The sequence below is a fragment of the Kitasatospora sp. LaBMicrA B282 genome (genome assembly GCF_050325825.1).
In the GTDB taxonomy this organism is placed as follows: domain Bacteria; phylum Actinomycetota; class Actinomycetes; order Streptomycetales; family Streptomycetaceae; genus Kitasatospora.
In genome coordinates this window covers 1-23,860 of the sequence record NZ_JBNQTI010000030.1, presented here as the reverse complement: position 1 = coordinate 23,860, position 23,860 = coordinate 1, and the positions used below count along the sequence as shown (strand labels likewise).

The window sequence follows — 23,860 nt, the reverse complement described above, 5'->3', positions numbered from 1 at the left end:
CTTCGGGGTCGGGCGCTGCCGGCCCGCGGCCTTGGCGCGAGCCGGCAGCAGGGTGGGGATCAGGTGAGCGCGGCGGAGGCGACCTTGTCGGTCAGGTCGGCCAGCTGTCCGGCGGTGTTGGCGATGTCGTAGCGGCGGGAGTTGTCCAGTCCGGCGCGGATCAGGGCGCCTCGCCAGTGCACGTCGCGGGCCAACTCGTCGATCGCCGCGGCCAGGCTCGCCGGGTCGCCCGCCGCGTACGAGGTGCCGGCGTGGCCCAGGGTGTCCGCCATGCCGGCCACGTTCGAGTAGGCGACCGGCAGGCCGTGGGCCTGCGCCTCGATCACGACCAGGCCGAAGGCCTCCAGCCCGGCCGTGGTGAACACGAAGCAGTCGAACTCGTCGAAGCGGCGCCACAGCTCGCGGCGGGGCATGAACGGCGCGAACGCCACGCGGTCGGCGACGCCCAGCTGGCGGGCACGTTCGCGCAGCGCCTCCTCCTGCGGGCCGCTGCCGATGACGGTCAGGCGGTGCTGCTGGCTGGACACCGCCAGGGCCTCGATCGCGGTGACGGTGCTCTTGTTGGCGTCCAGCCGACCGGCGTGCAGCAGGTTCAGCGGCCCGGCGGTGTTCTCCTGCGGGCGGTGGCGCACCAGAGCAGCGCCGAGCGGGATCCCCCACGGGATGATCGCCAGGCGGCTGGTGTACCGGTGGTCGGTGAGCTTGTCGATGCGCTCGGCCAGCGTGGAGTTCGGCGCAACCACGGCCGCGCTGCCCGCCACGACCTCGGCCAGCGCCTCGCGGGCCTGGGCGGACTCGGCAGCTGCGATCACGTCGGTGCCGTGCGCGATGGAGATCACCGGGGTCCGGCCGGCCGCGCGCACCAGCGCCGGGGCCAGGCCGAAGCCCAGGTGCTGGGCGTGGATCACATCCGGCTCGTGCAGGTCGATCAGCTCGCGGACCTCGGCGGTCAGCTCCTCGACATACCGGCCGTAGTCCAGCCCGTACGGGTGCTTGGCCGTGTTCAGCGGGACGAGGCGGTCGAAGCGGTGCCAGCCCGGCTCGATCGGCCGCATGCCGAGGAAGGTGCTGTGGATGCGGTCAGCCACGGCGGCGTAGGCGTCGTCGGCGAGGATCATGCTGCCGCAGGACGGCGCGACCGGCAGGTCGATGCCGGTGAGGACCCGGGTGCGGTTCATACTGGCACTCCGTTCAACTCGCTCTGGTAGGCGGTGAATCCATCGGTGAGCAGCGTCCGCAGACCGGCCCAGCCGAGGTTGCAGGCGGCGTCGGCGACCGACAGCGCCGGGGTGAAGGGCTGGCGGGGCCAGGTCTGCGGGTAGACCGGGTGGCGCGGGTAGTACTCGTTCCAGAGCACCCGGATCCCGGCGGCACCGACCGCGGCGGCATCGAGGTAGCTCCGGGTGCCGGAGCCGGCCCACAGCGTGGATTCGCCGGCGCTCTCGCACACCGCGACGATCCGCTCGATCCGTCCGCTGGCCGGCAGCGGCATCGTGGAGCTGCGCAGCAGGCGGCTGGTGGCGCCGAGCGCGTCGCGGATGCGGGTGAGCAGGTCAGCGTTGAGGTCGGCGAGCAGCTGGTGACCGGCCTCCAGCACCGGGGTGATGGCGGCCATCGTCTCGGCGTAGAACGGGGTGCGGCTGTAGGCCATGGCCAGGGTGCGCAGCAGCGTGTCGGGGGCGAACGCCGGCGCGATGCGGGCCTGGTCGATGCGCTGGCCGTGCTGCTTGGCGACCGGCACGGTGAGCCACTGGACCCCCGCCTTGGTCTTGATCTTGTTGCGGTTCTGCCAGCCTCCGTCCTCGTACTGCACGTCGTCGTAGAGCACGACGGTGTCGCAGACCAGCAGGGACTCGCAGAACCCGAGCCAGGGCAGGAAGGCGGGCTGCTCGATGTAGATCACGATCGCTCCGGTTGGCCGAGCAGCAGCAAGGAGGGGACCAGGCCCTCGAAGTAGCGGCCGTCGGCGGCCCGCTGCGGGAGCAGCCGGTAGCCGGCCTCGGCGGCGCGGTGCCGGGTGAACTCCTCGCTCAGGTAGTACCGGCCGGCCTGCGTCTGGTGGCGGGCCAGGGCCTTGACCTTGTCGTCGATGTAGGCGGTGATGTCCACCAGCACGGTGGGCGCCACGTGGCTGTGGGCGTTGTGCGGCTGGCCGTGCAGCACGGTGGTGCAGCTGGCCACGCGCACGGCCGCGTTCAGCGCGGCCCGCGCCACCGCGTGGTGGTCCTGGTGGTCGTTGCCGTCGTGGACCGCGTGGGTGAGCAGCACCGTGCACCCCAGGCGGGCGAGCGCGGCCTCGATGGCGGACACGAGCGGCCGGTCGGGGCGCAGCGCGCCGTCCTCCAGCCCCAGGCACTCGACGGCGATGCCGGTGCCCTCGTAGGAGGCCGCGGACTCGGCCGGGCGGTCGCCGGGTGCCAGCTGCGTTCCGGCGGCCTGGTCCGCGAGGGAGATGCCGGCGGCGCCGTGGGTGGCGACAAACACAGTCACGTCGGCTCCGGCGTCGGCCCAGGCGCGCAGGGTGCCGTAGAACATCAGCTCCGCGTCGTCCGGGTGGCCGACCACCGCGACCACCCGGTCGGTGGGCGACATGAGGGCGGGCATCAGACGCCCTGCTCGAAGTCGCGCCACACCTGGGAGGGCATCGGCAGCGTGCTGCCCTGGTACTTGCCGGTGTAGGGCTCGATGTCGCCGAGCGGGCGCCACCAGGTGACCTGTCCGATCCGCATGCCCGGGTAGACCCGAACCGGCTGGACGGCGTGCAGCTGGAGCGTCCATCGGTTCACCGAGCCGATGTCGATCAGGTCGGCGGTGCAGTTGATGAACAGGCCGAGCCGGGCGACGGAGGAGCGGGCGCGGATGATCGGCACGAAGTGGTGGCTGCCCATGGTCTCGGCGGTGGAGACCAGGTAGATCCGGTCGGGCTCCAGGACCATGCCCTCGGGCGGGATCGTGGAGCGCTGGTACGGGTTGTCGATCTTGCAGTCGAGCACGTCGCCGGTGTACCAGGCGATGTTCGCCGAGAGGTGGAAGTCGTAGCTGTTGGGGCTGACGCACTGCGGGTCAAAGGGGGCGATGGTGATCTCGTCCGTCTTGACGCGGTGCTCGATCTCGCGGCCGGTGAGGATCACGCGGCGACCTCCAGGGTGCGGTGTCCGGCGGCGGCGGCCGGGTTGCAGGGGACGGGCTCGCTGACGTGGCCGTAGAAGCCCTGGTAGGGCAGGCGGTGGCCTTCGGGGGCCCAGAAGCTGAACTGGCCGATCTTCATCCCGGCGTAGACCTTGAGCGGCTGAACGGCGACGATCTCCAGCGTCCAGCGGTGGCAGGCCCCGAGTTGACCGAGGTCGGCGGTGACCTGGAGGAACAGGCCGAGCCGGCCCAGCGAGCTGCGGCCGATGAGGCTGGGCACGTACTGGCGCGAGCCCACGGTCTCGACGGTGGCGCCGAGGTAGAGCGTGCCGGGCTGGAGCACGTACCCGTCCTCGGGGATGGTGACCTCGGTGACCGGGGTGTCCACCCGGGCGTCGATCACGTCGGCGGGGCTGAACTTGAGCGTCGGGCCGAGCCGGTAGTTGTAGGAGTTCGGGTTGAGCATCGCCGCGTCGAACGGTTCGATGGTGATCTCGCCCCGCGCGACGGCCGCGGCGATGGCGGCGCCGGTGAGGATCATCGGGTTCCCGCCTCTGCGACGTAGGCCTGCTGCAGCAGCCGGCGCTCGTCCTGGGCGAGGTCGCCCTGGCCCTCCCCTAGCGGCATCCGGCCGTGGGCGTAGCGCTGCTGGTCCCAGATCAGCAGCCGCCCGGGGCGCAGCCGCACGGTGGTGCGCTGGGCGTAGACGGCGGCCACCAGGCGGCCGAAGGCCCCGGCGGCCTGGTCGGCCGGCACGAGCGCGGTGTCGAGCAGCTCGGCCTTGTCCAGGTGCGGGCCCATCTTGCTGGTGAAGCGGACAGGGAAGCCCCACTCCAGGCGCTCGGGGATGACGGAGAAGTGCTCCAGGGTCTCGCCGACGCCGTGCACACCCTCGTCCGCCCAGTAGCGGTAGGCCCGGTGCTGGAGGATCTCGCGGTCCGCGGTGGCGAGGGACTCGACGGCGGCCCACATGTCCGCGAGCGCGGAGGCGCCGCCGGCGGCCGGGTCGTCGCGCACGCAGTACAGGGCGATGATCCGGGGCGTCAGGTCGCGCTCGACCATGTCGATGTGGAGCCGGTTCTCCCCGGTGCCGTGGGTACGGGCCGGGTCGGCGTCGGTGCGCACCGACAGGTCGCTCCAGGGGCCCAGGTGCGGGTAGACCGCGAGCACGGTGCCCAGCGAGGAGAGCAGCGCGAGGGCGCGGTCCTGGTTGAGGCGGTGGGCGGTGGGGTCGTCGAAGGTGATCAGCGCCTTGCCGTCGCCGCGGGTGGTGAACGCCTCGGCGAAGGCGCGGTGCGCGGTGGGCCCGGCGAGCAGGTCGCCGGCGGGCAGTTCCAGCAGGTCACTCATGGGTGCCTCCGAACAGATCGGTGATGGTGCTGCGGATGGTGTGCGGGTGGACCGGCTCGGCGGGAAGGCCCAGTCGGCCGGCCAGGTAGGCGGTGGTGACGACGCTTCCCCGGTCGAGGCCGCTGGTGGCGAGCACCGGCTCCTCGCCGTGTTCCAGGGCGCGGCGCTCCAAGTCCTCGAACAGGTGCTGGCTCTGGAGGCGGACCAGCGGGCCGTCGAAGGGGGCGGCGTCGGCCAGCGCGCGCCGGGTCACGGCGGCGGGCAGGCCGGTGCGCAGGGTGGCGAGGTTGAGCAGGAACGCGTCCGCCTCGATTGCGGTGCGGGCGCCCTCGCACAGCTGGTGGGCCAGCTCGGTGCGGTCGGCGATCGGCTCGGGCAGGGTGCCGAGCACGGTCTCGCCCCAGTCCCGGTAGGGGCCGAGCGCCTTGCTGCCGGGGCCGGTGCGGCCGGCCGGGCCGCGGTGGTGGTGAACGGTGAACCAGGTGGTGCCGTCGCCGCGCAGGTCGATCCGCAGTAGGCCGGCACCGAGCTCGGGGGCCTTGACGACGTGACGGCCGTCTGCGGACCACTGGTAGTAGGAGCAGTGGCAGTGGCCGGCCACGATGATGTCGAACGGGCTCTGGCCGCTGGTCTGGAAGGCGATGTCGCGCTCCAGACCGGTGTGGCTGACCCCGATCACCACGTCGGCTCCGGCTTCGCGCAGCCGGGCGTGCTCGGCTGCCAGCAGCGCGGGGGTGGGCTCGGTGAAGGTGAAGCCGGCTCGCTCGTCGGTGGGGATCGCGTTGAAGGCCTGAGTGCCGATGTACCCCACGACGCCGACCCGTCGGCCGCGCTCGGGCAGAAGCAGCCCGGACTCCCAGCGGCCCGGGTAGCTGTCCGGCGGGACCACGTTGGCGCACACGACGGGCGGGTAGCGCTTGGGGTCGCGCAGGCGCTGCAGGTCGGCGAAGTCGTGGTTGCCGGGCACCATCGCGTGGAAGAGCTCGGCGGCGATCTCCTCCTCGTAGCGGCCGGCGGAGAACTCGTGGAAGGAGTTGCCGCCGTAGAAGTCGCCGGCGTCGATGAGGAACGCTCCCTCTTCCCGCAGGCGGGCGAGCGCTTCGAGAGTGGCCAGGCCGTCGGGGACGGAGGAGTGGAAGTCGGTCGTCGCAACCAGCGTGACCGAGTCCAAGGATTCTGTGGGCATACGTCCGCCTTTGTCGGAATGCTTGGGACGCCTGTGGTAGATGCGGTGCCGGTTCCGCAGTCGGTCGGGGTAGCTGTCGCCCGATCCGGTCCGGCGGCCCGTCTTGTTGAACTACGCTACGTGCGAGGGATTTTGATGAGGACTCACCCGCAGTACGGGTTTCTGGCCAGCCTCCACCGGGTGGACTCCGCGGCCAGACCGACCGGTGGCGCACCAGGCCGCCGAGCACCCGCGCTCGGGGTGCGCCCGTTTACCTTGGTCGTCATCGAGGAGGAGTGGGAGTGGCGGTCCGTGACCGAAGCCGGGCAGAGGTCGGCGTGGTGTCCGGGTACCTGCTGCGGTTGGTCCGCGAGAGCATGCCGCGCACCCAGGTACGCCTGGCTGAAGACGTCGGGGTTGACCTCGGCACCGTCCAGGGCTGGGAGTCCGGCCGCCGCCCGCTGGCCAACACCCGCTCCGCCGACCTCCTGCAGCTGCGCCGCCGCCTCGCTCTTCTCGGTGCCGACACCGAGCTGCTCGCGCTCCTGAACTCGGCGATGGACGCCGACCGCATCCTCACCGCGGTCCTGCGCCCACCCAGCGACCTGGCGGACCACCCGCTGGCGGGCTGGGTGCAGTCGCGAGAGACCGCACATCTGATCGCCTGGGCCGTGCGTGGGATCACGCCCCCCACCCTGGCCGGCCGGGCCGCCAGCGCGCGGCGCGGGCCCACACCCGCCGGCCCGCAGCTCGCCGCCGCCGACCGGGCCGCCTTCTTCACCCACCTGCGCCACGTCGCCGAGAGCGCTGCGACCGCGGGCGAGCGCGCACTGCTGCTGCGCCGCCAAGCCCTCTACCTCGCCAGCTACGACCCCTCCCCCGACGCCGGCGACTGGGCCGAGCAGGCTCTGCGCACCATGCGCCCGGCCTTGGCCCTGCGGGGCTACACGCCCCGCTGGATCGAGGCGCGCACCGCCGCCACCGTGGCCGCCCGCCAGGGGGACCCCGAGCCGCTGCGGGACTTCGTCGCCACCGCCCTCACCGACGACCAGCACGGTGAGCTCGCCAACCTCGGCTACTGGGCGTACTGGCTGGGCGCCATGCCGACCGACCAGCCCGACGACAGCTTCATGCACTCTCCCGCGCCGGCCCAGTGGAATCCTCTGGCGCTCTTCCGCGGCCTGGTCGGCTCGCTCCACGACGCGCCCGGCACCGTGGACCTCTACGTCCACTCCGTCACCACCTTGATCGGCCTGCACCCCTGGCTGCCGCTGGCCGACCCCGAGACCGCGCGCACCTTCGACGTACGCGCCACCCAGCTGCTCGACGGCCGGCTCGTCTCCGCGACGTCCCGACACGACCTGGAGTCGGTCCACTACCGTCTCCAGGAGACAAACTGACGAGTCAACAGGAGGCCACCGGTGAGCGAACACCCCCGTGTCGATGACGAAGCCGCCGGCACCGCCGCCCTGATCTTCGAGGACGGCACCCTTCGCGACCTGCCGCGTACCGGCTGGCGCTACGACGGCATCAGCCACGCCGAGACGGTCGCCGAGCACAGCCACCGCACCGCCTTCATCGGGATCCTGCTGGCCGCGATGGAAGGCGCCGACCCCGCCCGGACGACCATGCTGTGCGTCCTCCACGACTTCCACGAGGCACGCATCGGGGACCTCACTCCGATCAGCCGACGCTACGTCACCGCGGCCGACCCGCTTGAGGTGACGGCCGATCAGGTGTCCGAGGCCCATCCCGCCGTCCAGGCCGCCCTCCTCGGCGCCGTCACCGAGTTCGAGGCCGACGAGACCCTGGAGGCCCGGTGCGCCCACGACGCGGACAAGCTGGACTGCCTGATCCGGGCCCGGGAGTACCAGGTCGTCGGGTTCCCGACCCAGGGCAAGATCGAGAGGTGCCGGGCCGCGCTGAGGACCAACTCCGCGCAGCGTCTGGCGGACGTCGCGGTGACGATGGACCTGGCCCAGTGGCAGAGCGGCCTTCGCCGGGCCGCCGCGCTGAGCTGAGCCCACGGGCCGGTGCCGGAAGGTCCCGCATTTCCCAGCCGGGCCGAGACCGCCAGCATAGGCGGGACAGGTGGTCATGGCGTCCTCACGAGGTCGTAACTGGGCTGTCAGCCCCGACACTTGGCACCGTCCGGTACGGGGTTCCAGTGCCCGGGTGGGTGCGACTAGCCAACTCGATCGCGTCAGCGCGCGGGAGGGCCACAAGGGGGGTCCATAGACCACGGAATCGACCCCCATGCACCCTTCGCGTGCCCTAGGCTCGTACACCCCGTCAACACGAGGGCACAGTGCGTGATCATCCGAAGGGGTATGCACGTGGCGAAGTCGCAGGGCCGGGACAAGACACCGAACGTCGCCCTGAGCCGGCTCGTCGCAGAGTCCGGTGCGAGCAGGAAGTCGCTGGCGCTCAGGCTCAGAAATCTCTGTGAGCAGGCCGGATACGAGCGCAAGTACACCCACGCCAGTTGGTCGAACTGGATGACGAAGGGGATGATCCCCGACCCTCCGGCTCCGGAACTGATCACCCGCCTCCTCAGCGAGCGGCTCGGCCGGCGCATCACGCTGGCCGACATCGGCATGGCGGCACCCAGCACGGCGCATGCTGATACCGGGTTGGCCTTCCCTCGGGATCGCGGCCAGGCCGTGACCGCCGCTGCCGAGTTCTGGAGCACCGTGGACCGCCGCACAGTCATCGCCGGCGCAGCAGCGTTCGGCATCACCCACTTCACCACGCCGACGGCCCGCTGGCTCATCAACCCCGCAGACCCGGTCGAGACAACGCTCGGCGGGCGACGGGTCGGCCAAGCCGACATCGACGAACTGCGCGAGACCGCGGAGGAGGCGCGGCGGTGGGACGCCCGCTACGGCGGCGGCAACTGGAAGCTCTCCTCCGTCAACGCGTGCCTGGCCCAACGGGCGTCCCCGCTGCTCAGCGGCACCTACAGCGAGCCGATCGGCCGTCAGCTCTTCGCCGTCACGGCCGAGCTGGCCCGGCTGGCGGGCTGGAGTGCCTTCGACATAGGGCAGCACGGCCTGGCGCAGCGGCACTTCATCCAGGCCCTTCGGATGGCCAAGGCCGGCGGCGACGCCGAGACCGGCTGCTACGTCCTGACCACCATGGCGTTGCAGGCGCTGATCCGCGGGTTCCCCAGCGAGGCCATCGACATGGCCCAGGGCGCGTACACCCACGCCAAGCACGCCGCAGCACCCCGCGTGCTGAGCTTCACCAAGCTGGCCGAGGCCCGCGCACACGGCAAAGCCGGCGACGCCGCAGCAGCCTCGCGAGCCCTGCGCGAGGCAGAGGACCTCATGTCCGCCATCCGCGACGACGGCCGGGACCCGCAGTGGCTGGAGTACTACTCGTTCCCCCGTCTCGCCTCCGACGCCACCGAGATCCACCGGGACCTCAAGCAGTCGAAGGCGGCCCTGAGCTGGAGCACGCAAGCCGACGCGATGCCGTCCGGCCAGTACACCCGGGCCACCGGCATCCGCCTGGCCGTCACAGCCAGCGCGCACCTACAGCTGGGCCGCCTGGACCAAGGCCTGGCTGTCGGCCAACGCGCACTGAGCATCCTGGGGGGCGTCGAGTCCGCCCGAGCCCAGGACTACCTGCGCAACGTCGTCACCTCGCTCCAGCCCTGGGCAAAGGAGGCAGCGGCGAGCACGTTCATCCGCCAGAGCCGGACGGTTCTCGGGCACACCGCCTGACGCACTATCACCCCCTGCCTCCGGCCGACTGGCGAATCACGAGCCGGCCGGGCAGAACCGAGAAAGGCACAACGCCATGGCCGAACGCTGGACCGAGAAGGCCCGCACCAGGTTGGGCGAGGTGATGGGAAGGACCCTGGACGAGGTCACCTTCCTGCTCCCCGACGGCACCGAGAAGAAGAAGTACTTGCTGCGCGAGCCGTCCGCGGCCGCCGTGCTCGCACTGACTCCCGACATGCAGGTCATCATCGCCACGCAGTACCGCCCCGGTCCCGACGAGATCCTCTACGAGATGCCGGGCGGATTCATCGAGGACGGAGAGGACCCCGGCGACACCGCGGCCCGTGAACTCCTGGAGGAGACCGGCTACGAGGGGACCGTCGAGTTCGCCGGATCCTGCTGGGACGACGCCCGAAGCAACGCCCGGCGCTACGCCTACGTGGCCCGTGACTGCGTGCTCGTCGCCGAGCAGAACCTGGACCCGATGGAGTTCGTCACGGTGGACCTCGTCAGCATCGAGAGGTTCAAGGAGATCGCCCGCAACGGGCTCATGACGGATGTCGAACTGGCATACCGCGCTTTGGACCACCTCGGGCTGCTCACCGCCGACAACATCGCCCCCCTCCCCCAGGGCCTGGCCGTTCCGGGACCAACCTCGTGACCCAGACCTTCGTCCCGCCGGCCATCGCGATCCGGGTCTGCGCCGCCCTCCTCTGCGGGGGCGAGGTCTGCCTGATCCACCGCCAGCGCCCTGACGGCGACCAGTACTCGCTGCCCGGCGGTCTGGTCGAACCCGCCGAGGAGGTCCCGGCCGCGCTGGCGCGCGAGCTGCAGGAGGAACTCGGCCTCGGTGTCGCCAGGCTGCCGTACCCGCCCGTCCTGCGCTGGGTCCAGGACCAGCTGACCACCCGGCCCGGCAGCGACGAGCTGTTCCGCCGGCTCCACCTCGTCCACGTGCTGCCCGTGCCCACGCACGTCCGCAGCACCGTCGCAGCCATCGAGCGGGACGCCTCGGACGCCACCCGGGTGCTCTGGCTGCCGCTGCCCGAAGCGGCCGACCTGCACCTCTACCCGGCCGTCGGCGACGTCCTCGACCAGCTCCGGGCCCCGGGCGCGCCGACGGGGCCCGCCCAGCTCCCCGCAATCACCGACCGCACCTACAGCTGGCGCTGACCTCACCCTGACAGTGCTATCGCGCCGGGATCGGCCCCGCCCCGCGAGACTACGGCTGACGGCCCCCGGCACCGCCAGGAGCCCGCCGGTCGCAGTGGCCAGGCCGACGCATTCTCACTGGCGGTAAACGGCGAGAGAGCGCTAGAAAGGGACGGTTCGCAGTCAGATTCCGAGCACTTCAGGGTGATTCACCAGTGCACATGTTCATCACGATGGGCGGCGCCACCGTCGCAGTCTTTGGGGCCTATGTGCTGCTCTGCGGACTGTTGCGGCAGGAAGTCGTCCGGGCGGCGCAAGGTCTGGCGGTGGCAGCACTTGGAGCGGGCTTCTACTTCGGTCTACTGGAGCCGATCCTCAATCAGTTGCTGAAGCCAGTGCTCGGATAGCGAGAGTCTTCGGCTCGACGAAGCGAACACGGCCCCCTGGGCATCCTGCGGTGCGAGGCTGTGATCCTGCGAGCCGCCTACGTCCTCGCCACCCGTGGTACCTATTCGAAAAGTGCTGCTCACCGCGGGGCTACGGCCGGCGGCCTTCCAGAACGGCCAAGAGCTCGGCGCTGTGGTGGCGGGGTCGCTGGATTCGCGCAGCATCCGATCCATCAGCTTGCCCGCCTGCTCTCGGTCTCCCCTGTCCACTGCGGCGATGACCTGGAGCATCATCGCCAGGACGAACGAAGCATCATCGTCCATGCGGTGTGGTTCTTCCGCCACCTGCCAGCTCCCTACTTCCGGGTCGCCGGGGCGAGCGGGACGACGTACCCGCGCAGGACGTGGGCGGCGCCCATGGTGGCGCCGAAGCTGACCACCGGCGACAGGCCCAGAGCGACCGTCTGCGCGGTTCCGGTCAGCACCGCGTGTGCGCCCGCGATCAGCCCGAGGCACAGCGCGACACCGCCGACGAGCATCGCCGCGAGGCGCGCGCCGACGGGGATCCAAGCGGGACCCGGCACGTGCAGGACGTCCGCGGCGTGGGCCAGATGGCCGGCCATGTCCGCGGTGGGAACGCCGCACTGGCAGACCAGGGTGGTGCGCGTCTCCCCAACGGCGACTGACGCCACCCAGTCCACCTCGTGACGCGGGCCGTGCCGGCCGTCGTCCATCCTGCGCCTGCTCACTCGTGACCCGCCTTCGTCGCTGCACCGCTTCGTCAACCCTAGTGGCGACGCTGGACCTTCGCGGCGCCCTGACTCAGATCGACTGTGCGGACTCAACTCCCCGCGATGCGTGGCCTTCGGCGAGCCCTGACGGGCAGACCGCGATCTGCGGGCGTCACTGCGACGCTGCCCTGCCGGATCGCGCCTCGGAGGGCCGCTGCTGGGGGCACAGCGCGACTCGATGTCCACCCGTTCGGGCGAGTCTCTACGCGCGCACAGAAAAGGGGTATTGCACCAACTTGCCCACTTTCACTGCTACTTGACATAGATTCAGGTGATACGTCACGGTTTGTTCGGTCCCTTCGAGAACGAGGACGTGAGTCATGACCACAACAGCTGCACCCGGCACTCCCGACCCCAGCACCGCGACCCGGGCTGACTACGGGCCGATCCAGGCGGCCGAGGCGACCGGCATCGGCCGGTACCTGTTCGAGCTGGGGCGCGACGCCGGTGTGATCCCCGGCCCCGACACCCCGTCGGGCCGCTGGTCGGCTGCCGTAGTCGAACAGCTCCGGGCTGACCTGCCCGAGCTCATGCCGCGCCTGGACGACCTGAGGGCGCTCGGCGCCGTGCGGATCGCGGAGGCGCTCACCAAGGCCACGGGGATCGAGGGCGTTCGGGTCTCCGACGTCGAGGAACTCGCCGAGCGTGAACTGCTGCGTCGGATGGGCGAGTTCAACGACCGCCCGATGTACTCCGCGCGTGACGCCGAGACCTTCACGGCCGCGGAGGCCTTGAACGAGATCGTCGCCGAGCGCCTGGCCTGGTTCGAGGCCTCGCTCGGCGTCCGGGCGGCGGCCGAGCGGTGCAGGTGGCGCAAGGAGGAGTTCACCTGGGCAGCCGAGCAGCGGGGCAAGCCCGCCGGGCGGTTCCGTCGCTGGGCCACCGACGATGTCGAGGCCCTCGCAACCGACGGGGTGCTCAGGGAAGAGGTCGAGGGCCGCCGACTGCTCGCCGGCCAGGAGGCCGCCGATCTCCTCGACATCACCTACCAGCGCGACTTCCCCTACCTGGAGGCCGCAGGGTGGCTGGAGCCGGCCAGCACCCACTTCAAGCAGGTGGGCCGAGTCCGATACGTCGGCGTCAAGCTGTACCGGACCGCGGACCTCTGGGCGGTGCGGGACATGCCCGGCATCGACTGGGAGGCCGTGCGAGCAGTACCGAAGGGGAGCACCTCCGCGCTGCGGCAGTACGCGATGTCGGCCACGAAGCGCGCCGACCTCGTCCGCAAGCTCGCCGGCATCCTCGCTGACCGCCACCAGGCAGTGGTCCACCTGCTCTACGACAACGCCGACGACGACTGGTCCGCAGCCTGGAACCACCCCGAGCAGCTGAAGCTGACCCGCGCGCTGCTCACGGAGGCTGCTGGGGGACGACTCGGCCCTGGTGAAGGTCGTGGAAGGGATCGACCTGCGGAGCAAGCGCCTGCAGACCGTCCTGACCGCCCGGCGCTGGTCCGCCAAGGGCGTGGCGGCAGTGATCGACACCGAAACGACGGACCTTTTCGGACGCGTGTGCGAGGTGGCTGCCATCGACGCGCACACCGGGCGGGTCTTGATCGACACGCTCGTGAACCCGGAGGTCCCGAACCGCGCCACGCACATTCACGGCATTACGGACGCGATGGTTGCCGACGCCCCGACCTGGGAGGAGGTGTTGCCGAAGCTGCGACGGGGGCTGGCCGGGCGGACCCTGCTGGCGTACAACTCGGAGTACGACCGGTCGGTGATCGCGAGCCACACCGAGTCGATCGGCCGTAGCCCCGGGCGCCTGGCCGATGCGGAGAACTGGTGGTGCCTGATGGAGGCACGCTCGGCCTGGGGCCGGCACCGGCGTTACCACCTCGGCGGCGGGCACCGAGCTCTGGGCGACTGCGAGGCCGCGAAGGACATCCTGGCCTGGGTCGCCGAGGGCCGCGGCGTCATCACCGTGGAGCCGCAGAGCAGCAGCCCCGCGACCTGAGGTGCGTGGTCAGCTCGGTCGGCACGAACGGGGCTGGGGCCCTGCGAGAGTTCGGAGGGCCCCAGCCACCGCTGCTCTGTGGGCTACCACGTCAGCGCAGCTTCGCCACGAGCTGGTCGGGGTGGGCGACGAGGTCGAGCAGGTAGAGGAACGCGAGTCCGGAAAGGCCCCGCGGCAGCACGCCGTCGTGGGAGAGCAGCAACGCCTTCTCCCACGCCTCCACGTTGAGGAAGGAGTGGGCGCTGCGCCGCTTCCGGTGGCCGGCTTGCTCGGCCGTGGCGTGGCCGGCGGATCGCTGGGCGGCTGCCCTGGGGCCGCGGCCGACGCCGTGGTGTCGCGGTCCATCATCGTGGTGCTCCTGGGAGGCGAGGTTCGGCGGGGCCAGCCGCGGGCTATTGGGGCGATGTCAGGCTGCGGGCGGGAGCCCGATCTCGGTGAGCAGTCGGGTCTGCTCTTCGGTGTGCTTGCCGGCGCTGGCTTGGGCGAGTTGGCGGCGCTGCCACTTGCCGGGGGCAAAGGTGGGGTCCTCGCCGAGTCCGGGACGGTTGACAGGCCCGGTGAGGGTCCCGCCGGCGGCGAGGTAGGTCTGGTACCTGCGGTAGGAGCGGTTCCAGTCCGGGTCAAGGCGCCACAGCGGGTCGAGCCGGTCGAGCCGGGCCTGCTGCTCGGCGGTGAGGTCGGGGTTCTTGCGCTGGCGGCGCATCCATTCGCCGGCGCGGTAGTCCTCGATCACGGCGCTGACGGGGATCGCCAGGTCGCCGTGGCGGTGGTGGTGGGCCGCCGCGTAGGCGAATCCGCGGTCCCAGCTGTGCGCGTGCTTGCTCCAGATCATGCCGATCCGGTCGAGCTCGTTCTTGCGGGCGGGGTGGAGGAGACCGGCGTGGTGGAGGTAGCGCTGCTGGTCGAGCCAGGAGACCAGCTCGCCCTCGCGCGGGTCCAGGTGTCCGTGCTCGCTGTAGAAGGCGGCTGCCAGCTCGAAGAGGCGTTGCCACTCGGCGGTGCGCGGGCTGAAGGCGCGCAGTTTCAGGGTCCGCAGGATGGCTGCGGCGTTGGCGGTGGCGCTCACCTGGAGCCACTCCACTGGTGCTTCCTCGCCGAAGGCCTCGACTGCCTGCCCCTGGCCTTCCGTGCCGCCGGCGCCTTCGGCGTGCGCCTTGGGCTGGCTCCGGTTGGTCCGCAGCTCGGTGATGCGTCCGACGAGTCGGGCGTCGTGGGCGGCCAGCGCGCGCAGGACGCGCCAGATGGTGCGGAAGGCACTGGCGTCGATCGCTCCGTCGGCCTCGGCGCGCACGCCGGGGCCGGCGTCCTTGACCTCTGCGGGGTCGGCCGCGCTGACGTCGTCGCCGATCTCCGGGGTCGGCAGGTAGACGGGGATGATGATCCAGGCGACCTTGCCCTGTTGGTAGGCCTGCCGGAGGGCGCGGCCGATCGCCTGGACGATGTCGATCACGGAGCTCTTGGGGTCCGCGAACACCACCGCGTCCACGGCCGGCAAGTCGATACCCTCGGCCAGCAAACGACTGTTCGACAGGATGGCGTACAAGAGCCCGCTGGTGCTGGTGGTCTTCTTGAACTCGGCGAACCTGGCGCGCCGGTCCTTCAGCCGGTCGGTGCCGGCTACCGCCCTGGCCCAGACGTGCTCGGGCCGCTCGGCATCCGGCAGCAGGGAGGCTGCCTCCGGAAGGGTCTCGGCGAACCGGCGGGCGGCCGGCACTCGGGAGTGGAAGGTGAGCACCCTGCGCAGGTCGAGGTCTTCGATCGCCCGCAGCACTGCGACCTGGAGGGCGAGCCGCAGCAGGTCCTCGTTGGTGCACTGGGACTTGAGGTCGGCGATCGCGGGCAGGTTGAGCAGCTCGCGCAGGTCCTCGTCGGTGATGACGGGGGCGAGCACGCGGTAGTCGGCGAGGAACTCGTGTTCGATGCCCTGACCGAGCGTCCACTCGTAGACGATCTTGCCGAAGATCCGCTCGTCGTCCATCGAGCAGAGCTCGGGGAGCGCGCCGTCGAGGAGGGTGTCCAGGCTGTCGGAGGCCTTGGTGTCGTCGGCGATCCGCGGGGTGGCGGTCATGTAGAGCCGGCGCCGAGCCGGGACCTGGGCGTCGGTGTGGATGGCGGCCCACGCCTTCGCCGACGCGCCAGCGGTGCGGTGCGCCTCGTCGATGATCACGAGGTCGAAGGCCGGCATGCCGCAGAGCTGGTGGGCCTGGACGATCCGCTCCAGCGAGGCGTAGGTCGCGTACAGGGTGACCGGCTCGCCCGGCCGGGCGGAGGCGACCAGGTCGGCGATCTCGGCGGCGTCGGTAGTGACGTGCGCGTCCAGCCGACCACCGGCCTCGGCCTGCTCCAGGGCCTCTTCATTCGAGCAGGCGGCGATCGACAGACCTCGTCGGCCGCCCTTGAGCGACCACGCGGCGGCGGTCTGCTCCAGCAGCTCGATCGTGGGAACCAGGACCAGCACCGCCGACTTCGCGGCCAGACGCCAGGCGCAGCGGGCGGCGATCAGCGTCTTGCCGGATCCGGTCGCGGCGACGATCGTGGCGCGGCCACCGTCGCACAGTGCCTTCACCGCTGCTGCGACGGCTTCCTTCTGGAACCAGTGCAGGGGCACCGTGGCGGGCGGCTGGTCCGGCACTGGGGCGGCGGCCGCCGTCGGGACGGCGGCCGGTGCGGTGGCGGTGTCCACTGCGGGGCTTCTCCTTGGTCTGTCGTGCGGGGAACGGGTTGCGGGGCGGTCTGGTCCTGTGTCGCAGCTGCGGAGACTCTCCCGCGTTGCCCGACTCAGCCGTTGTTGATGACGACCTCGCTCGTCCAGGTCCGGGTGCGCGGGATCCAGGTGCGGATCTCCAGGTAGACGATCTCCGCATCGTCCTCGGCGCGGCCGGTCTCCTGCAGCCACATCAGGACGGCGTGGACGACGTCGCCGTGCGCTGAGGCGACGCGCGCGGACCACTCGCGGGCGCTGAATCCGCCGGTGGCGGAAGAGCCGTAGGTGCGCTCCTCGGTGCCGTCCGAGCGGGGCACCACGCCGCGCCGCAGGCCTGCCGAGTCCCGTTCGGATCCGGCAGGCAGTTTGTAGTGCTGCTTGCGCATGCGGACGGTGATCGCGATCCGCCCGTCGGCCTCCGCGGCCGCGTGGACGACCTGCGCGAGGTGCGGCGCGCCGGAGCGGATCGCCTGGGCTCCGGCCCGGCCGGTCATCGACCCGCCGGCCTCGCCGATGATGTCCTTGCCCCGGACTCGGGCCTTCTTCCCGGTCTTGGTCCGGCGGGGGGTCACGTTCTCCTGGGCGATGCCCCGCAGGGCCTCAGCGTCCCGCTCTCCGCCGCGCACGGCGCGGGCTACCTGGCGCAGTGCCTGGACGAATGCCGCGCCTTTGCCCTTGGTGAGTGCCTGACGCTGTCGGGGATCTTGGAGAAGGTCGGGTTCGCATGCCCGATTGGGCACGGCAAGGGTCACCCGACCTGCCCGGGCGCCGAGGTAGGAATGGCGCAGGTGTTCGACGAACGGTCAGTACCTGCCGGCTCGACCTCCACCCGGCCGTGATCATCCTGGGCGAGCCGGCGGACGCACAGCAGACGGCGCCCGCCGCGGAAGCACCGGGCAGTGGTAGGAGAGCGGTTCGGGGGCGAAGCCGGCTGCCGTGGCTTCGCCCCCGAACCCCAGGTCACGGACGGGCGGTCACGAGACCCAGGCGAACCTCAGCCGCAGTCAGGGGTCAGGGAGCCGACCCGGCGGCCGTCGAGCTCGTGGAAGCCGTAGTTGTCGGTCTCCTGCTCTTGGCCCCGGAAGTCCGGCAGGTCGTTGAGGCGGACGATGCAGCCGAAGTCGTCGGGGAGGGGTCGAAGGCGGAGCGGGGGTGGATGGGGGGCTCGATGTCGTCGAGCTCCCGGAGATGGAATCCGTCCTTCGTGATGTGGGCGTCTTCGGCGAGGAGGAGCCTGCCGGTCCCGTGCGGGCCTTCGAAGAGGCAGAAGTAGCCCTTCGGGCACGCAGTGGCGCGGGTGTCCGCGAAGGTCGCGGGGGTGGCGGCGGCCGAGAGGCCGAGGGCGGCCAGGGCGACGGCAGCGAGACGAGCGGCGCGGCGACGCATGGGACTCCGTTCATCGGGGGGACGCCGACATTCGAGTAGCCGACGGCGACAGGCACTAACTGATCGTTTCAGAATGACTTTCGAAGGCGCCGGAGGCAGATGATGCTGCAGGCGAAGTCGAGTAGTCCCTGGTGTAGATCGGCTCGACGCTCGTAACGGGTGCGGAGGCGCTTGAACTGGTGGAGCCAGGCGAAGGCGCGCTCTACGACCCAGCGCACCTTGCCGAGCCCGGACCCGTGGGCGACGCCGCGTCGGGCGATCATCGGCTTGATGCCGCGCTTCCACAGCAGGCGGCGGTGCTTCTCGAAGTCGTAGCCCCGGTCGGCGAACAGCCGCCGGGGCCTTCGCCTTGGGCGTCCCCGCAGCCCTCGGATCGGCGGTATCGCGTCCAGCAGGGGCAGCAGCTGGGTGACGTCGTGGCGGTTGGCTCCGGTGAGTGTCACGGCGAGCGGGGTGCCGCAACGGTCCACGATCACATGGTGCTTGGAGCCGGGGCGGGCGCGGTCGACGGGCGAGGGGCCGACATGATCCCCCCTTTGAGGGCCCGGACGTGCGAGCCGTCCACGGCGCAGTCGTCCAGGTCCAGCAGGTCCGCGCGGCGCAGTTCGGTCAACAGTGCGATGTGCAGGCGGGGCCAGACGCCGGCCTCGGTCCAGTCCCGCAGTCGGCGCCAGGCCGTGACGCCGGAGCAGCCCACGGCCTGTGCGGGGACATCGCGCCAGGCGACACCGGTCCGCAGCACGTAGACGATCGCGGCCAGGGCCGCCCGGTCCGGGACTCGTAGCCGCCCGGGGTGGCGGTGGCGTCGTTCGGGAGCGGGCGGCAGCAGCGGAGCCACCCGCTCCCACAGGTCATCCGGAACAAGATCAACACGCACCGGAACAGCCTGCCGCCCAAGATCGTCGAGCACAAGAGTGCAGCTCAACTCATTCTGAAACGATCAGTAAGCCATATCCTTGATCCACTGGTTGAACGTCGAGACTCGGGTGAACACCGAGGGGGCCCCCTTGGGGCACCCTTGAATCCCGAACGAGGTGGCGCCGACTAGGACGCTCCTGCCGTTCGGACCGTCCAGGGTCAACGGGCCGCCCGAGTCGCCGCCGCAGGCGGATCCTCCCGGACTCTGCGCGCACAGCATGTCCGTCGGATTGACGTCGCTGCCCACTGCGCTTTGGCACTGCGAGAGGGTGATCTCGGTCGAGAACAGTTGCTTCGCCTGTTCATCGGGGATGACCGGGAGGGGGAAGGCTCGGGCCGGCTGTTGCGTGGTGGCGTCGCCCCAGCCCGAAACGATGAGCGTGGCACCCGGGCCGGGGTCCGATCCCGCGGTGGCCAACTGGACGGGCTGTGCGTTGGCGTCCAGGACCATGGGCAGGAGGGGGTGCACCACGGCGATGTCGGCGTCGTGTGTGGCCGGGTCGTAGTCCGGGTGGATCACCCGGGTGCCGATCAAGGCGATGTGCCCGCCCTCGTGGTCGTCGTGGGAGCCGTAGCGGAAGGCGAGGGTCAGCCCGTGCTCGCCATCCACACAGGCCGCCGAGGTCAGGACCGCCGTCGCGCTGATGATCGAGCCTTCACAGGCCAACGACCCGTCAGGGTGGAGGAACGCGACCTCCTCCAGGTCCTGGCCTGGCCCGGCGGGTGTACCACCGGTCAGCGCCTGCGCCTGCGGGCCCGCCAGTAGGCCAACCGTGACCGCGACAGCGGTAGCAAGACCCGTCCGGCGCGCACCCGAACGAAACGACATGACTCACTCCCTCGTGCTCGTGAAAGCAGCGCCCTGCTGCACCGATGCCATGCAACCAACCACCGCCCCCACCTGCCCCCCGACACACGCCATCCGAGCGAGAACCACGCCGACCGGAACGAAGACCAGAACCAGGCACCGAACGCCCGACCCCGGGCCGGGCGCGCACTGTCGTGACGGGGGCGGGCCGCTTTCCGGCACAGGCCGGCCGGTCAGCGGGGTGCTTCGGCTTCCTGGCCGGCCTCGGCTTCAGGGGTGAACGAACCTTGAGCCGCTGTGGAGACTCGGGGTTCGTTCACCCTCTCGGTGTGTAGGTCAGCCGGTGGGGTGGGTGGCGACGCGCCAGGAGCGCGGCCGGGCGATGCCGCGCTGGTCGAGGTAGTCCTGCAGGGCGGTCGGTGTCCGTGGCCGGCGCTCTGGAGCGGCTGGCAGGTGGGCGCCGATGCGTTCGAGGTTGACGGCGATGGCCGTCAGGACGTGCTGGACGTGGGCCTTGTCCGCGCTGCGGTAGCGGCACTGGCGCATGCCGTGGCCGTTGACGAACTCGCTGATGGTGCTCTCGATGCCGGCCCGCAGGCAGTAGCGCGAGAGCCACTCCTGGGTCTGCTGCTCGGCCCGGGACTCGGACTGGATGTTGTAGAGCTCGCGCGGCAGGAAGGTCACCGTGCGGGCGTCGGTGCGGGTGCAGGACGACTTCAACGGGCACGGGCGGCAGTCGGCGACGGAGAAGCTGGCCGTGACGTACGGGGCGAGGGACGGGGGCGTTGTCCACCAGCCGCTCGTCTTCCCCGAGGGGCAGGTGACCTGCTTGGCGTCCCAGTCGATGACGAAGGCGTCGCGGTGGAAGACGTTGCCCTTGCGGGACTTTCGGGTGCTGGTGGCCCTGATCGGCCCGACCAGGCCGACGCCGTACTCGCGGGCGGCGCGCTGCTTGGAGACGACGGAGGTATCCGCCGTCCACGTAGTGTTCGAGCGGCAGCAGTTCGCGCTGGTCGAGCCGGTCGAGGACTACCGGCAGGGTCTTGCTGTCGTGGGTCGCGGCGTTCGTGGTGGTCACGTCGGTGATCACGTTCACGGCGCCTTCGTCACAGGTCTCGGTGACGTGGGCCAGGAAGCCCTTCCACCGGGTGTCGCCGCGGCGCGCGAACCGGGCCGTCAGGTCGTAGGGCGAGACGATCGCGGTGGCGGAGGGCGGCAGGCCGGCGGTGTCTGTCTCGCGCCAGCGCAGCTTCTCCTGGGCGTCGAGCCAGTAGTTCTGCAGGAAGATCTGCCGCAGGGCCTGGACCTGTTCGCCGTCGCGGAGCGCGGGCAGGTAGCGCAGGAGCAGGTGCGCGTCGTCGCCGGTCTCCTTGATCCGGCCCTTGGGCCGGGAGGGGTTCTTGCCCAGCCGGGCCGAGCGGCCGTAGCGCCGGCCCCACTCCTCGGTGACCAGGCCGGCCAGCTCGTGCGGGGCACGGCGGGCAAGTTCCTCCAGCGCGGCGCGCATCGCCTCGGTGACCAGCTCCAGCCGGGTCAGGTCGCGCACGGAGGCCAGGACGTGGGTGGAGTCGGTGCGCTGCCGGCCGCGCTCGCGGACCAGGCCGACCGCCTTGATCTTCTCGAGCGCGAGGCCGAGCAGCTTGTCGGCACGGCCATCTTCGGCCAGGCGCTCGCGGAAGTCCGCCAGCATCCGGCACCGCACCGACTCCGCGGCCTGCCGGTCGGACAGCTCCAGCAGGAACTGCAGAACCGACACAGTGGCCAGCTGAGCCGGCGACAGGCCGGGCCGCCCGTCCTGCGGGTACCACTCGGCGAAGTCCTCGTCGCTCCACAGCCCTTCGAGGTGATCGCGGATCGCCATCGCTGTGGTGCCGCGCGGGTTGCTCGCGCGGGCCACCCGCATGGTCAGCTCCGGAATCACCAGGCCGGAACGGGAGCGAACACACATCTCGATCCTCCGAGGTCGCGGGGCCCAACCGTCCCACTACGAGCCGCTGCCGAAGGGTGGGTTCCCGCTGGTCAGCCCACGAACGAGTGAATCGCACGATCCCATCAACCCCACCCACCACTTCAGCCACGATCGCCACGAACGATCCGTTCGCCGAACGGTCACACCCCTCGGGCTCCGCCCCAACCACTCCACCAGGACCACCTGACAAGCCTCTGACGTGGAGAAACGCGCCGAGGTCAAAGCAATCTGATCACCTCCAGGAGGCCCGATTTCCAAGATCCCCGACAGCGTCAGGTACTGATGAACCACCAGAGCACCACCCTCCCCTCGCCAGGAGCAAACCTGGACCAGGCGCCCGGTACTGACGGGCAGGCGCTGCGCCCCGGCCGGGATGTCAGCGGCCAAGATCACCTCCCGGGGATAGCCACAGATTCCCCACTGGCGGTCCGCATAGGCGGCCAGTTACGCTCCCCAGAGCCGGATGCCCAGCTACGGATTGTGAACACCCTCGGCGGGGCGAATGCCATCGAGATGCGGAGCCGGTCACTGGCCGGGGCGTTCAGCTCCTACCGCTTGGGAGAGGCCTTGGTGCCGCTCCAGTCCGCGGCGACGCTGATCGTCTTGGTCTGGGAGAGGCCGACGGTCTGCGCGGCCTCCTGGATGTCGCTGGGCTCGATGTAGCCGTCCCGGCCGGTCTTGGGGGTGAGGAGCCAGATCGCGCCGCCCTCGTTGAGGCCCCCGATCGCGTCCACCAGAGCGTCGGTGAGGTCGCCATCTTCGTCCCTGAACCACAGGAGAACAACGTCGGCCACGTCGTCGTGGTCCTCATCGACCAGGGTGTGGCCGATGACCGCCTCAATGCCCTCGCGCAGGTCATTGTCGACGTCCTCGTCGTGTCCCAACTCCTGGACGACTTGGCCGGGCTCGAAGCCGAGCCGGGCTGCCGGATTAGTCCGTTCTTCCGCCTGGTCTGTGCTCGCCGACACCACAGTCTCCTTCCGGACAGGGTGCGCCCCTCACGCACCACCACCCGCTAGCCAAGCAGGATCTCCGGATTCCTGTCGCGACAACCTGCAATCTCTACTCCGTCCGGCTCAGTCCGTGGTCGTCGCGCCGACTGTCTTGCGCGAGCAGCACTCCTGGCCGGCCATCGGATGTACTGGAAACCGAGACCGGCAGTGGTGACCCAGCGCAGCTTCGAGCACAGCCAGATGACTCCCCGCCAGGTGGCTGTACCCGGGAAATCCGAACTGGCCACCGACACCGGGACGGGCGGGCCGCTCGGCTGACGGTGCGCCCGCTCGACTTCCGCACGGCCTGCCGCTTCATCGACCCTCACCACCGCCATCACCGCGCCCCGCGGGGGCACCGCTTCAGCCTGGGGCTGACGCTGGAGTGCGGCCTGCTCGTCGCGGTCGCCATCGCCGGGCGCCCCGTGGCCCGGGCACTGGACGACGAGCTGACCATCGAGGTGACCCGACTGGCCGGCGACGGCACGCCCAACGCCTGCTCAGCTCTGTACGGGGCGGTGTGGCGCACCGCCCGCGCCGCCGGCTTCCGCCGCGCCATCACCTACACCCAGGACCCCGAGCCTTGCACAAGCCTTCGCGCGGCCGGCTGGCACCTGGCCGCTGTACGGCGGGCCCGGGCGGGCTGGGACACCCCATCCCGCCCACGCCAGCGCCCTACGCTGGAGCGCATCGGCCGCCGGCGGTGGGAGACCACCACCGGGGATGCCAGCCGCTTGCCCGCGCTGCTGCGAAGTTGCGCCGCGCGCCAGCGACGGTCACGCGCTCCAGCAGTCCCTCTTCCCGACTGGGCTGTGCTGAGGCAAGCGCTCTGCCGAAGAACGAGGCGGGTCGCACAACGGCGGCCGCCCACCATGAGGTGGACCCCCTGTCGAGACAGCAGGCTGGCGCGGCCGCCGGTCGCGGCATCACGGGCGCCGCACCCGTGCGGCGGACCAGGTGGCCCGCCGCCCCTCGAACCAACCTCAGGAGGTCGGCTACGACTCCAGGATAGCGAGAGCCTCGCAGGGTCCTGACCGATTCCTCTGCGAGTGTCCGGATGTAGTCGACGTGCTGCGCCCGCTGCTACGAACGCCACGCCCACCCTCACACCGCGGCCGGAATGCCATCAAGGCAGTTGCTGGTCAGCCCCTGAACCGCGCTGTCCGCTGAACCGCCTCGCTCCTGAGCACCTTCACGTTGCCGCTGCACTGCTGTTTGGTGATGCGACGGGTCATCATCGGCGATCGTGGCCCCGTGGAGGAGGCTTGCGAACGCTGTCGCCCGCGCTGCGGGCGCACGGCTGTGCCGGGACACGATAGATGGAACCAGCGTGGTGTGGTGACCTGGCGGTTTCGACCCTGCGGGACACGCTTGTTGGAACCATCTGGTCACGCTTCTTGCAACCTGCGGCGGTCTGTTCGGC

Annotated in this window: 24 protein-coding genes; 8 read left to right on the top strand and 16 right to left on the bottom strand. The window is 70.9% G+C overall.

The window, feature by feature from the left end:
• Window positions 1–59: 59 nt before the first annotated feature.
• The 7 genes from ACQRUO_RS11385 to ACQRUO_RS11355 are packed head-to-tail and all read right to left on the bottom strand — an operon-like array spanning window position 60 to window position 5,665.
• Window positions 60–1,178, bottom strand: coding sequence for a glycosyltransferase family 4 protein (locus tag ACQRUO_RS11385; RefSeq protein WP_428315685.1), 1,119 nt, complete (start codon window positions 1,176–1,178; stop codon window positions 60–62).
• Window positions 1,175–1,903: a WbqC family protein gene (locus ACQRUO_RS11380; protein ID WP_428315684.1), complete on the bottom strand. Its 729-nt coding sequence runs from the start codon at window positions 1,901–1,903 to the stop codon at window positions 1,175–1,177. Before ACQRUO_RS11380 ends, ACQRUO_RS11385 begins: the two co-directional genes overlap by 4 nt.
• A complete protein-coding gene (locus ACQRUO_RS11375; RefSeq protein WP_428315683.1) occupies window positions 1,900–2,604 on the bottom strand; it encodes a PIG-L deacetylase family protein in 705 nt (234 codons plus the stop codon). Before ACQRUO_RS11375 ends, ACQRUO_RS11380 begins: the two co-directional genes overlap by 4 nt.
• Window positions 2,604–3,131 (bottom strand): dCTP deaminase, encoded by a 528-nt coding sequence (locus ACQRUO_RS11370; protein ID WP_428315682.1) that lies wholly within the window; start codon window positions 3,129–3,131, stop codon window positions 2,604–2,606. Before ACQRUO_RS11370 ends, ACQRUO_RS11375 begins: the two co-directional genes overlap by 1 nt.
• Window positions 3,128–3,670: a dCTP deaminase gene (locus tag ACQRUO_RS11365; RefSeq protein ID WP_428315681.1), complete on the bottom strand. Its 543-nt coding sequence runs from the start codon at window positions 3,668–3,670 to the stop codon at window positions 3,128–3,130. The genes ACQRUO_RS11370 and ACQRUO_RS11365 overlap by 4 nt, the downstream gene beginning before the upstream one ends.
• A complete protein-coding gene (locus tag ACQRUO_RS11360) occupies window positions 3,667–4,479 on the bottom strand; it encodes a TauD/TfdA family dioxygenase (RefSeq protein WP_428315680.1) in 813 nt (270 codons plus the stop codon). Before ACQRUO_RS11360 ends, ACQRUO_RS11365 begins: the two co-directional genes overlap by 4 nt.
• Window positions 4,472–5,665 (bottom strand): metallophosphoesterase, encoded by a 1,194-nt coding sequence (locus ACQRUO_RS11355; protein WP_428315679.1) that lies wholly within the window; start codon window positions 5,663–5,665, stop codon window positions 4,472–4,474. The genes ACQRUO_RS11360 and ACQRUO_RS11355 overlap by 8 nt, the downstream gene beginning before the upstream one ends.
• Before the next feature lie 281 nt (window positions 5,666–5,946).
• Here ACQRUO_RS11355 and ACQRUO_RS11350 point away from each other — a divergent pair, with 281 nt between their 5' ends.
• The 6 genes from ACQRUO_RS11350 (at window position 5,947) to ACQRUO_RS11325 (ending at window position 10,931) form a co-directional block, all read left to right on the top strand.
• Window positions 5,947–7,044: a helix-turn-helix domain-containing protein gene (locus tag ACQRUO_RS11350; RefSeq protein ID WP_428315678.1), complete on the top strand. Its 1,098-nt coding sequence runs from the start codon at window positions 5,947–5,949 to the stop codon at window positions 7,042–7,044.
• 21 nt (window positions 7,045–7,065) lie between these two features.
• Window positions 7,066–7,665, top strand: coding sequence for an HD domain-containing protein (locus ACQRUO_RS11345; protein ID WP_428315677.1), 600 nt, complete (start codon window positions 7,066–7,068; stop codon window positions 7,663–7,665).
• A 315-nt stretch (window positions 7,666–7,980) separates the two neighbouring features.
• Complete coding sequence (locus tag ACQRUO_RS11340) at window positions 7,981–9,372, top strand: sporulation protein (protein ID WP_428315676.1); 1,392 nt, start codon at window positions 7,981–7,983, stop codon at window positions 9,370–9,372.
• A gap of 76 nt (window positions 9,373–9,448) precedes the next feature.
• Entirely contained in the window at window positions 9,449–10,033 is a 585-nt protein-coding gene (locus ACQRUO_RS11335) for an NUDIX hydrolase (RefSeq protein ID WP_428315675.1), read from the top strand.
• A complete protein-coding gene (locus ACQRUO_RS11330) occupies window positions 10,030–10,545 on the top strand; it encodes an NUDIX domain-containing protein (RefSeq protein WP_428315674.1) in 516 nt (171 codons plus the stop codon). The genes ACQRUO_RS11335 and ACQRUO_RS11330 overlap by 4 nt, the downstream gene beginning before the upstream one ends.
• A 200-nt stretch (window positions 10,546–10,745) precedes the next feature.
• Window positions 10,746–10,931, top strand: a complete 186-nt coding sequence (locus ACQRUO_RS11325) for a hypothetical protein (protein ID WP_428315673.1) — start codon at window positions 10,746–10,748, stop codon at window positions 10,929–10,931.
• A gap of 335 nt (window positions 10,932–11,266) precedes the next feature.
• On the opposite strand, the gene ACQRUO_RS11320 is transcribed toward ACQRUO_RS11325, so the two are convergent.
• Complete coding sequence (locus ACQRUO_RS11320; protein WP_428315672.1) at window positions 11,267–11,659, bottom strand: hypothetical protein; 393 nt, start codon at window positions 11,657–11,659, stop codon at window positions 11,267–11,269.
• 1,425 nt (window positions 11,660–13,084) lie between these two features.
• Here ACQRUO_RS11320 and ACQRUO_RS11315 point away from each other — a divergent pair.
• On the top strand, window positions 13,085–13,660 hold the full coding sequence (locus ACQRUO_RS11315; RefSeq protein ID WP_428315671.1) for a 3'-5' exonuclease: 576 nt from the start codon (window positions 13,085–13,087) through the stop codon (window positions 13,658–13,660).
• A gap of 91 nt (window positions 13,661–13,751) precedes the next feature.
• Here ACQRUO_RS11315 and ACQRUO_RS11310 read toward each other — a convergent pair whose 3' ends face one another.
• The 8 genes from ACQRUO_RS11310 to ACQRUO_RS11275 all read right to left on the bottom strand — a co-directional run bounded on the left by ACQRUO_RS11310 (window position 13,752) and on the right by ACQRUO_RS11275 (window position 22,413).
• Window positions 13,752–13,883 (bottom strand): hypothetical protein, encoded by a 132-nt coding sequence (locus ACQRUO_RS11310; protein WP_428315670.1) that lies wholly within the window; start codon window positions 13,881–13,883, stop codon window positions 13,752–13,754.
• Between the two features lie 183 nt (window positions 13,884–14,066).
• Window positions 14,067–16,343 carry a Helicase associated domain protein gene (locus ACQRUO_RS11305; protein ID WP_428315669.1) on the bottom strand — a complete coding sequence of 759 codons (2,277 nt, stop codon included), beginning with the start codon at window positions 16,341–16,343 and terminating at the stop codon, window positions 14,067–14,069.
• Window positions 16,344–16,438: 95 nt separating this feature from the next.
• Window positions 16,439–17,116: a helix-turn-helix domain containing protein gene (locus tag ACQRUO_RS11300; protein ID WP_428315668.1), complete on the bottom strand. Its 678-nt coding sequence runs from the start codon at window positions 17,114–17,116 to the stop codon at window positions 16,439–16,441.
• 259 nt (window positions 17,117–17,375) lie between these two features.
• A complete protein-coding gene (locus ACQRUO_RS11295; RefSeq protein ID WP_428315667.1) occupies window positions 17,376–17,750 on the bottom strand; it encodes a peptidase inhibitor family I36 protein in 375 nt (124 codons plus the stop codon).
• A 68-nt stretch (window positions 17,751–17,818) separates the two neighbouring features.
• Window positions 17,819–18,627 (bottom strand): IS5 family transposase gene (locus ACQRUO_RS11290; protein ID WP_428315666.1). Its coding sequence is split into 2 segments (ribosomal slippage): window positions 17,819–18,288 and window positions 18,288–18,627, totalling 810 coding nucleotides; the frame shifts between segments, so codons are not numbered across the junction.
• Window positions 18,628–18,690: 63 nt separating this feature from the next.
• Complete coding sequence (locus ACQRUO_RS11285; RefSeq protein ID WP_428315665.1) at window positions 18,691–19,497, bottom strand: S1 family serine peptidase; 807 nt, start codon at window positions 19,495–19,497, stop codon at window positions 18,691–18,693.
• A 315-nt stretch (window positions 19,498–19,812) separates the two neighbouring features.
• Entirely contained in the window at window positions 19,813–20,322 is a 510-nt protein-coding gene (locus ACQRUO_RS11280) for a transposase (protein WP_428315724.1), read from the bottom strand.
• Window positions 20,323–21,993: 1,671 nt separating this feature from the next.
• Window positions 21,994–22,413: a DUF3052 domain-containing protein gene (locus tag ACQRUO_RS11275; protein ID WP_428315664.1), complete on the bottom strand. Its 420-nt coding sequence runs from the start codon at window positions 22,411–22,413 to the stop codon at window positions 21,994–21,996.
• Window positions 22,414–22,718: 305 nt separating this feature from the next.
• On the opposite strand from ACQRUO_RS11275, the gene ACQRUO_RS11270 reads away from it, so the two are divergent.
• Window positions 22,719–23,471 carry an XF1762 family protein gene (locus ACQRUO_RS11270; RefSeq protein ID WP_428315663.1) on the top strand — a complete coding sequence of 251 codons (753 nt, stop codon included), beginning with the start codon at window positions 22,719–22,721 and terminating at the stop codon, window positions 23,469–23,471.
• Window positions 23,472–23,860 lie beyond the last annotated feature (389 nt).

What these genes read in the sequence shown, in the direction of transcription:
- ACQRUO_RS11360 (WP_428315680.1), bottom strand. Translation starts at nt 4,479, where the DNA reads ATGAGTGACCTGCTGGAACTGCCCGCCGGCGACCTGCTCGCCGGGCCC.
- ACQRUO_RS11285 (WP_428315665.1), bottom strand. Translation starts at nt 19,497, where the DNA reads ATGTCGTTTCGTTCGGGTGCGCGCCGGACGGGTCTTGCTACCGCTGTC.
- ACQRUO_RS11385 (WP_428315685.1), bottom strand. Translation starts at nt 1,178, where the DNA reads ATGAACCGCACCCGGGTCCTCACCGGCATCGACCTGCCGGTCGCGCCG.
- ACQRUO_RS11325 (WP_428315673.1), top strand. Translation starts at nt 10,746, where the DNA reads ATGTTCATCACGATGGGCGGCGCCACCGTCGCAGTCTTTGGGGCCTAT.
- ACQRUO_RS11375 (WP_428315683.1), bottom strand. Translation starts at nt 2,604, where the DNA reads ATGCCCGCCCTCATGTCGCCCACCGACCGGGTGGTCGCGGTGGTCGGC.
- ACQRUO_RS11335 (WP_428315675.1), top strand. Translation starts at nt 9,449, where the DNA reads ATGGCCGAACGCTGGACCGAGAAGGCCCGCACCAGGTTGGGCGAGGTG.
- ACQRUO_RS11295 (WP_428315667.1), bottom strand. Translation starts at nt 17,750, where the DNA reads ATGCGTCGCCGCGCCGCTCGTCTCGCTGCCGTCGCCCTGGCCGCCCTC.
- ACQRUO_RS11365 (WP_428315681.1), bottom strand. Translation starts at nt 3,670, where the DNA reads ATGATCCTCACCGGCGCCGCCATCGCCGCGGCCGTCGCGCGGGGCGAG.
- ACQRUO_RS11355 (WP_428315679.1), bottom strand. Translation starts at nt 5,665, where the DNA reads ATGCCCACAGAATCCTTGGACTCGGTCACGCTGGTTGCGACGACCGAC.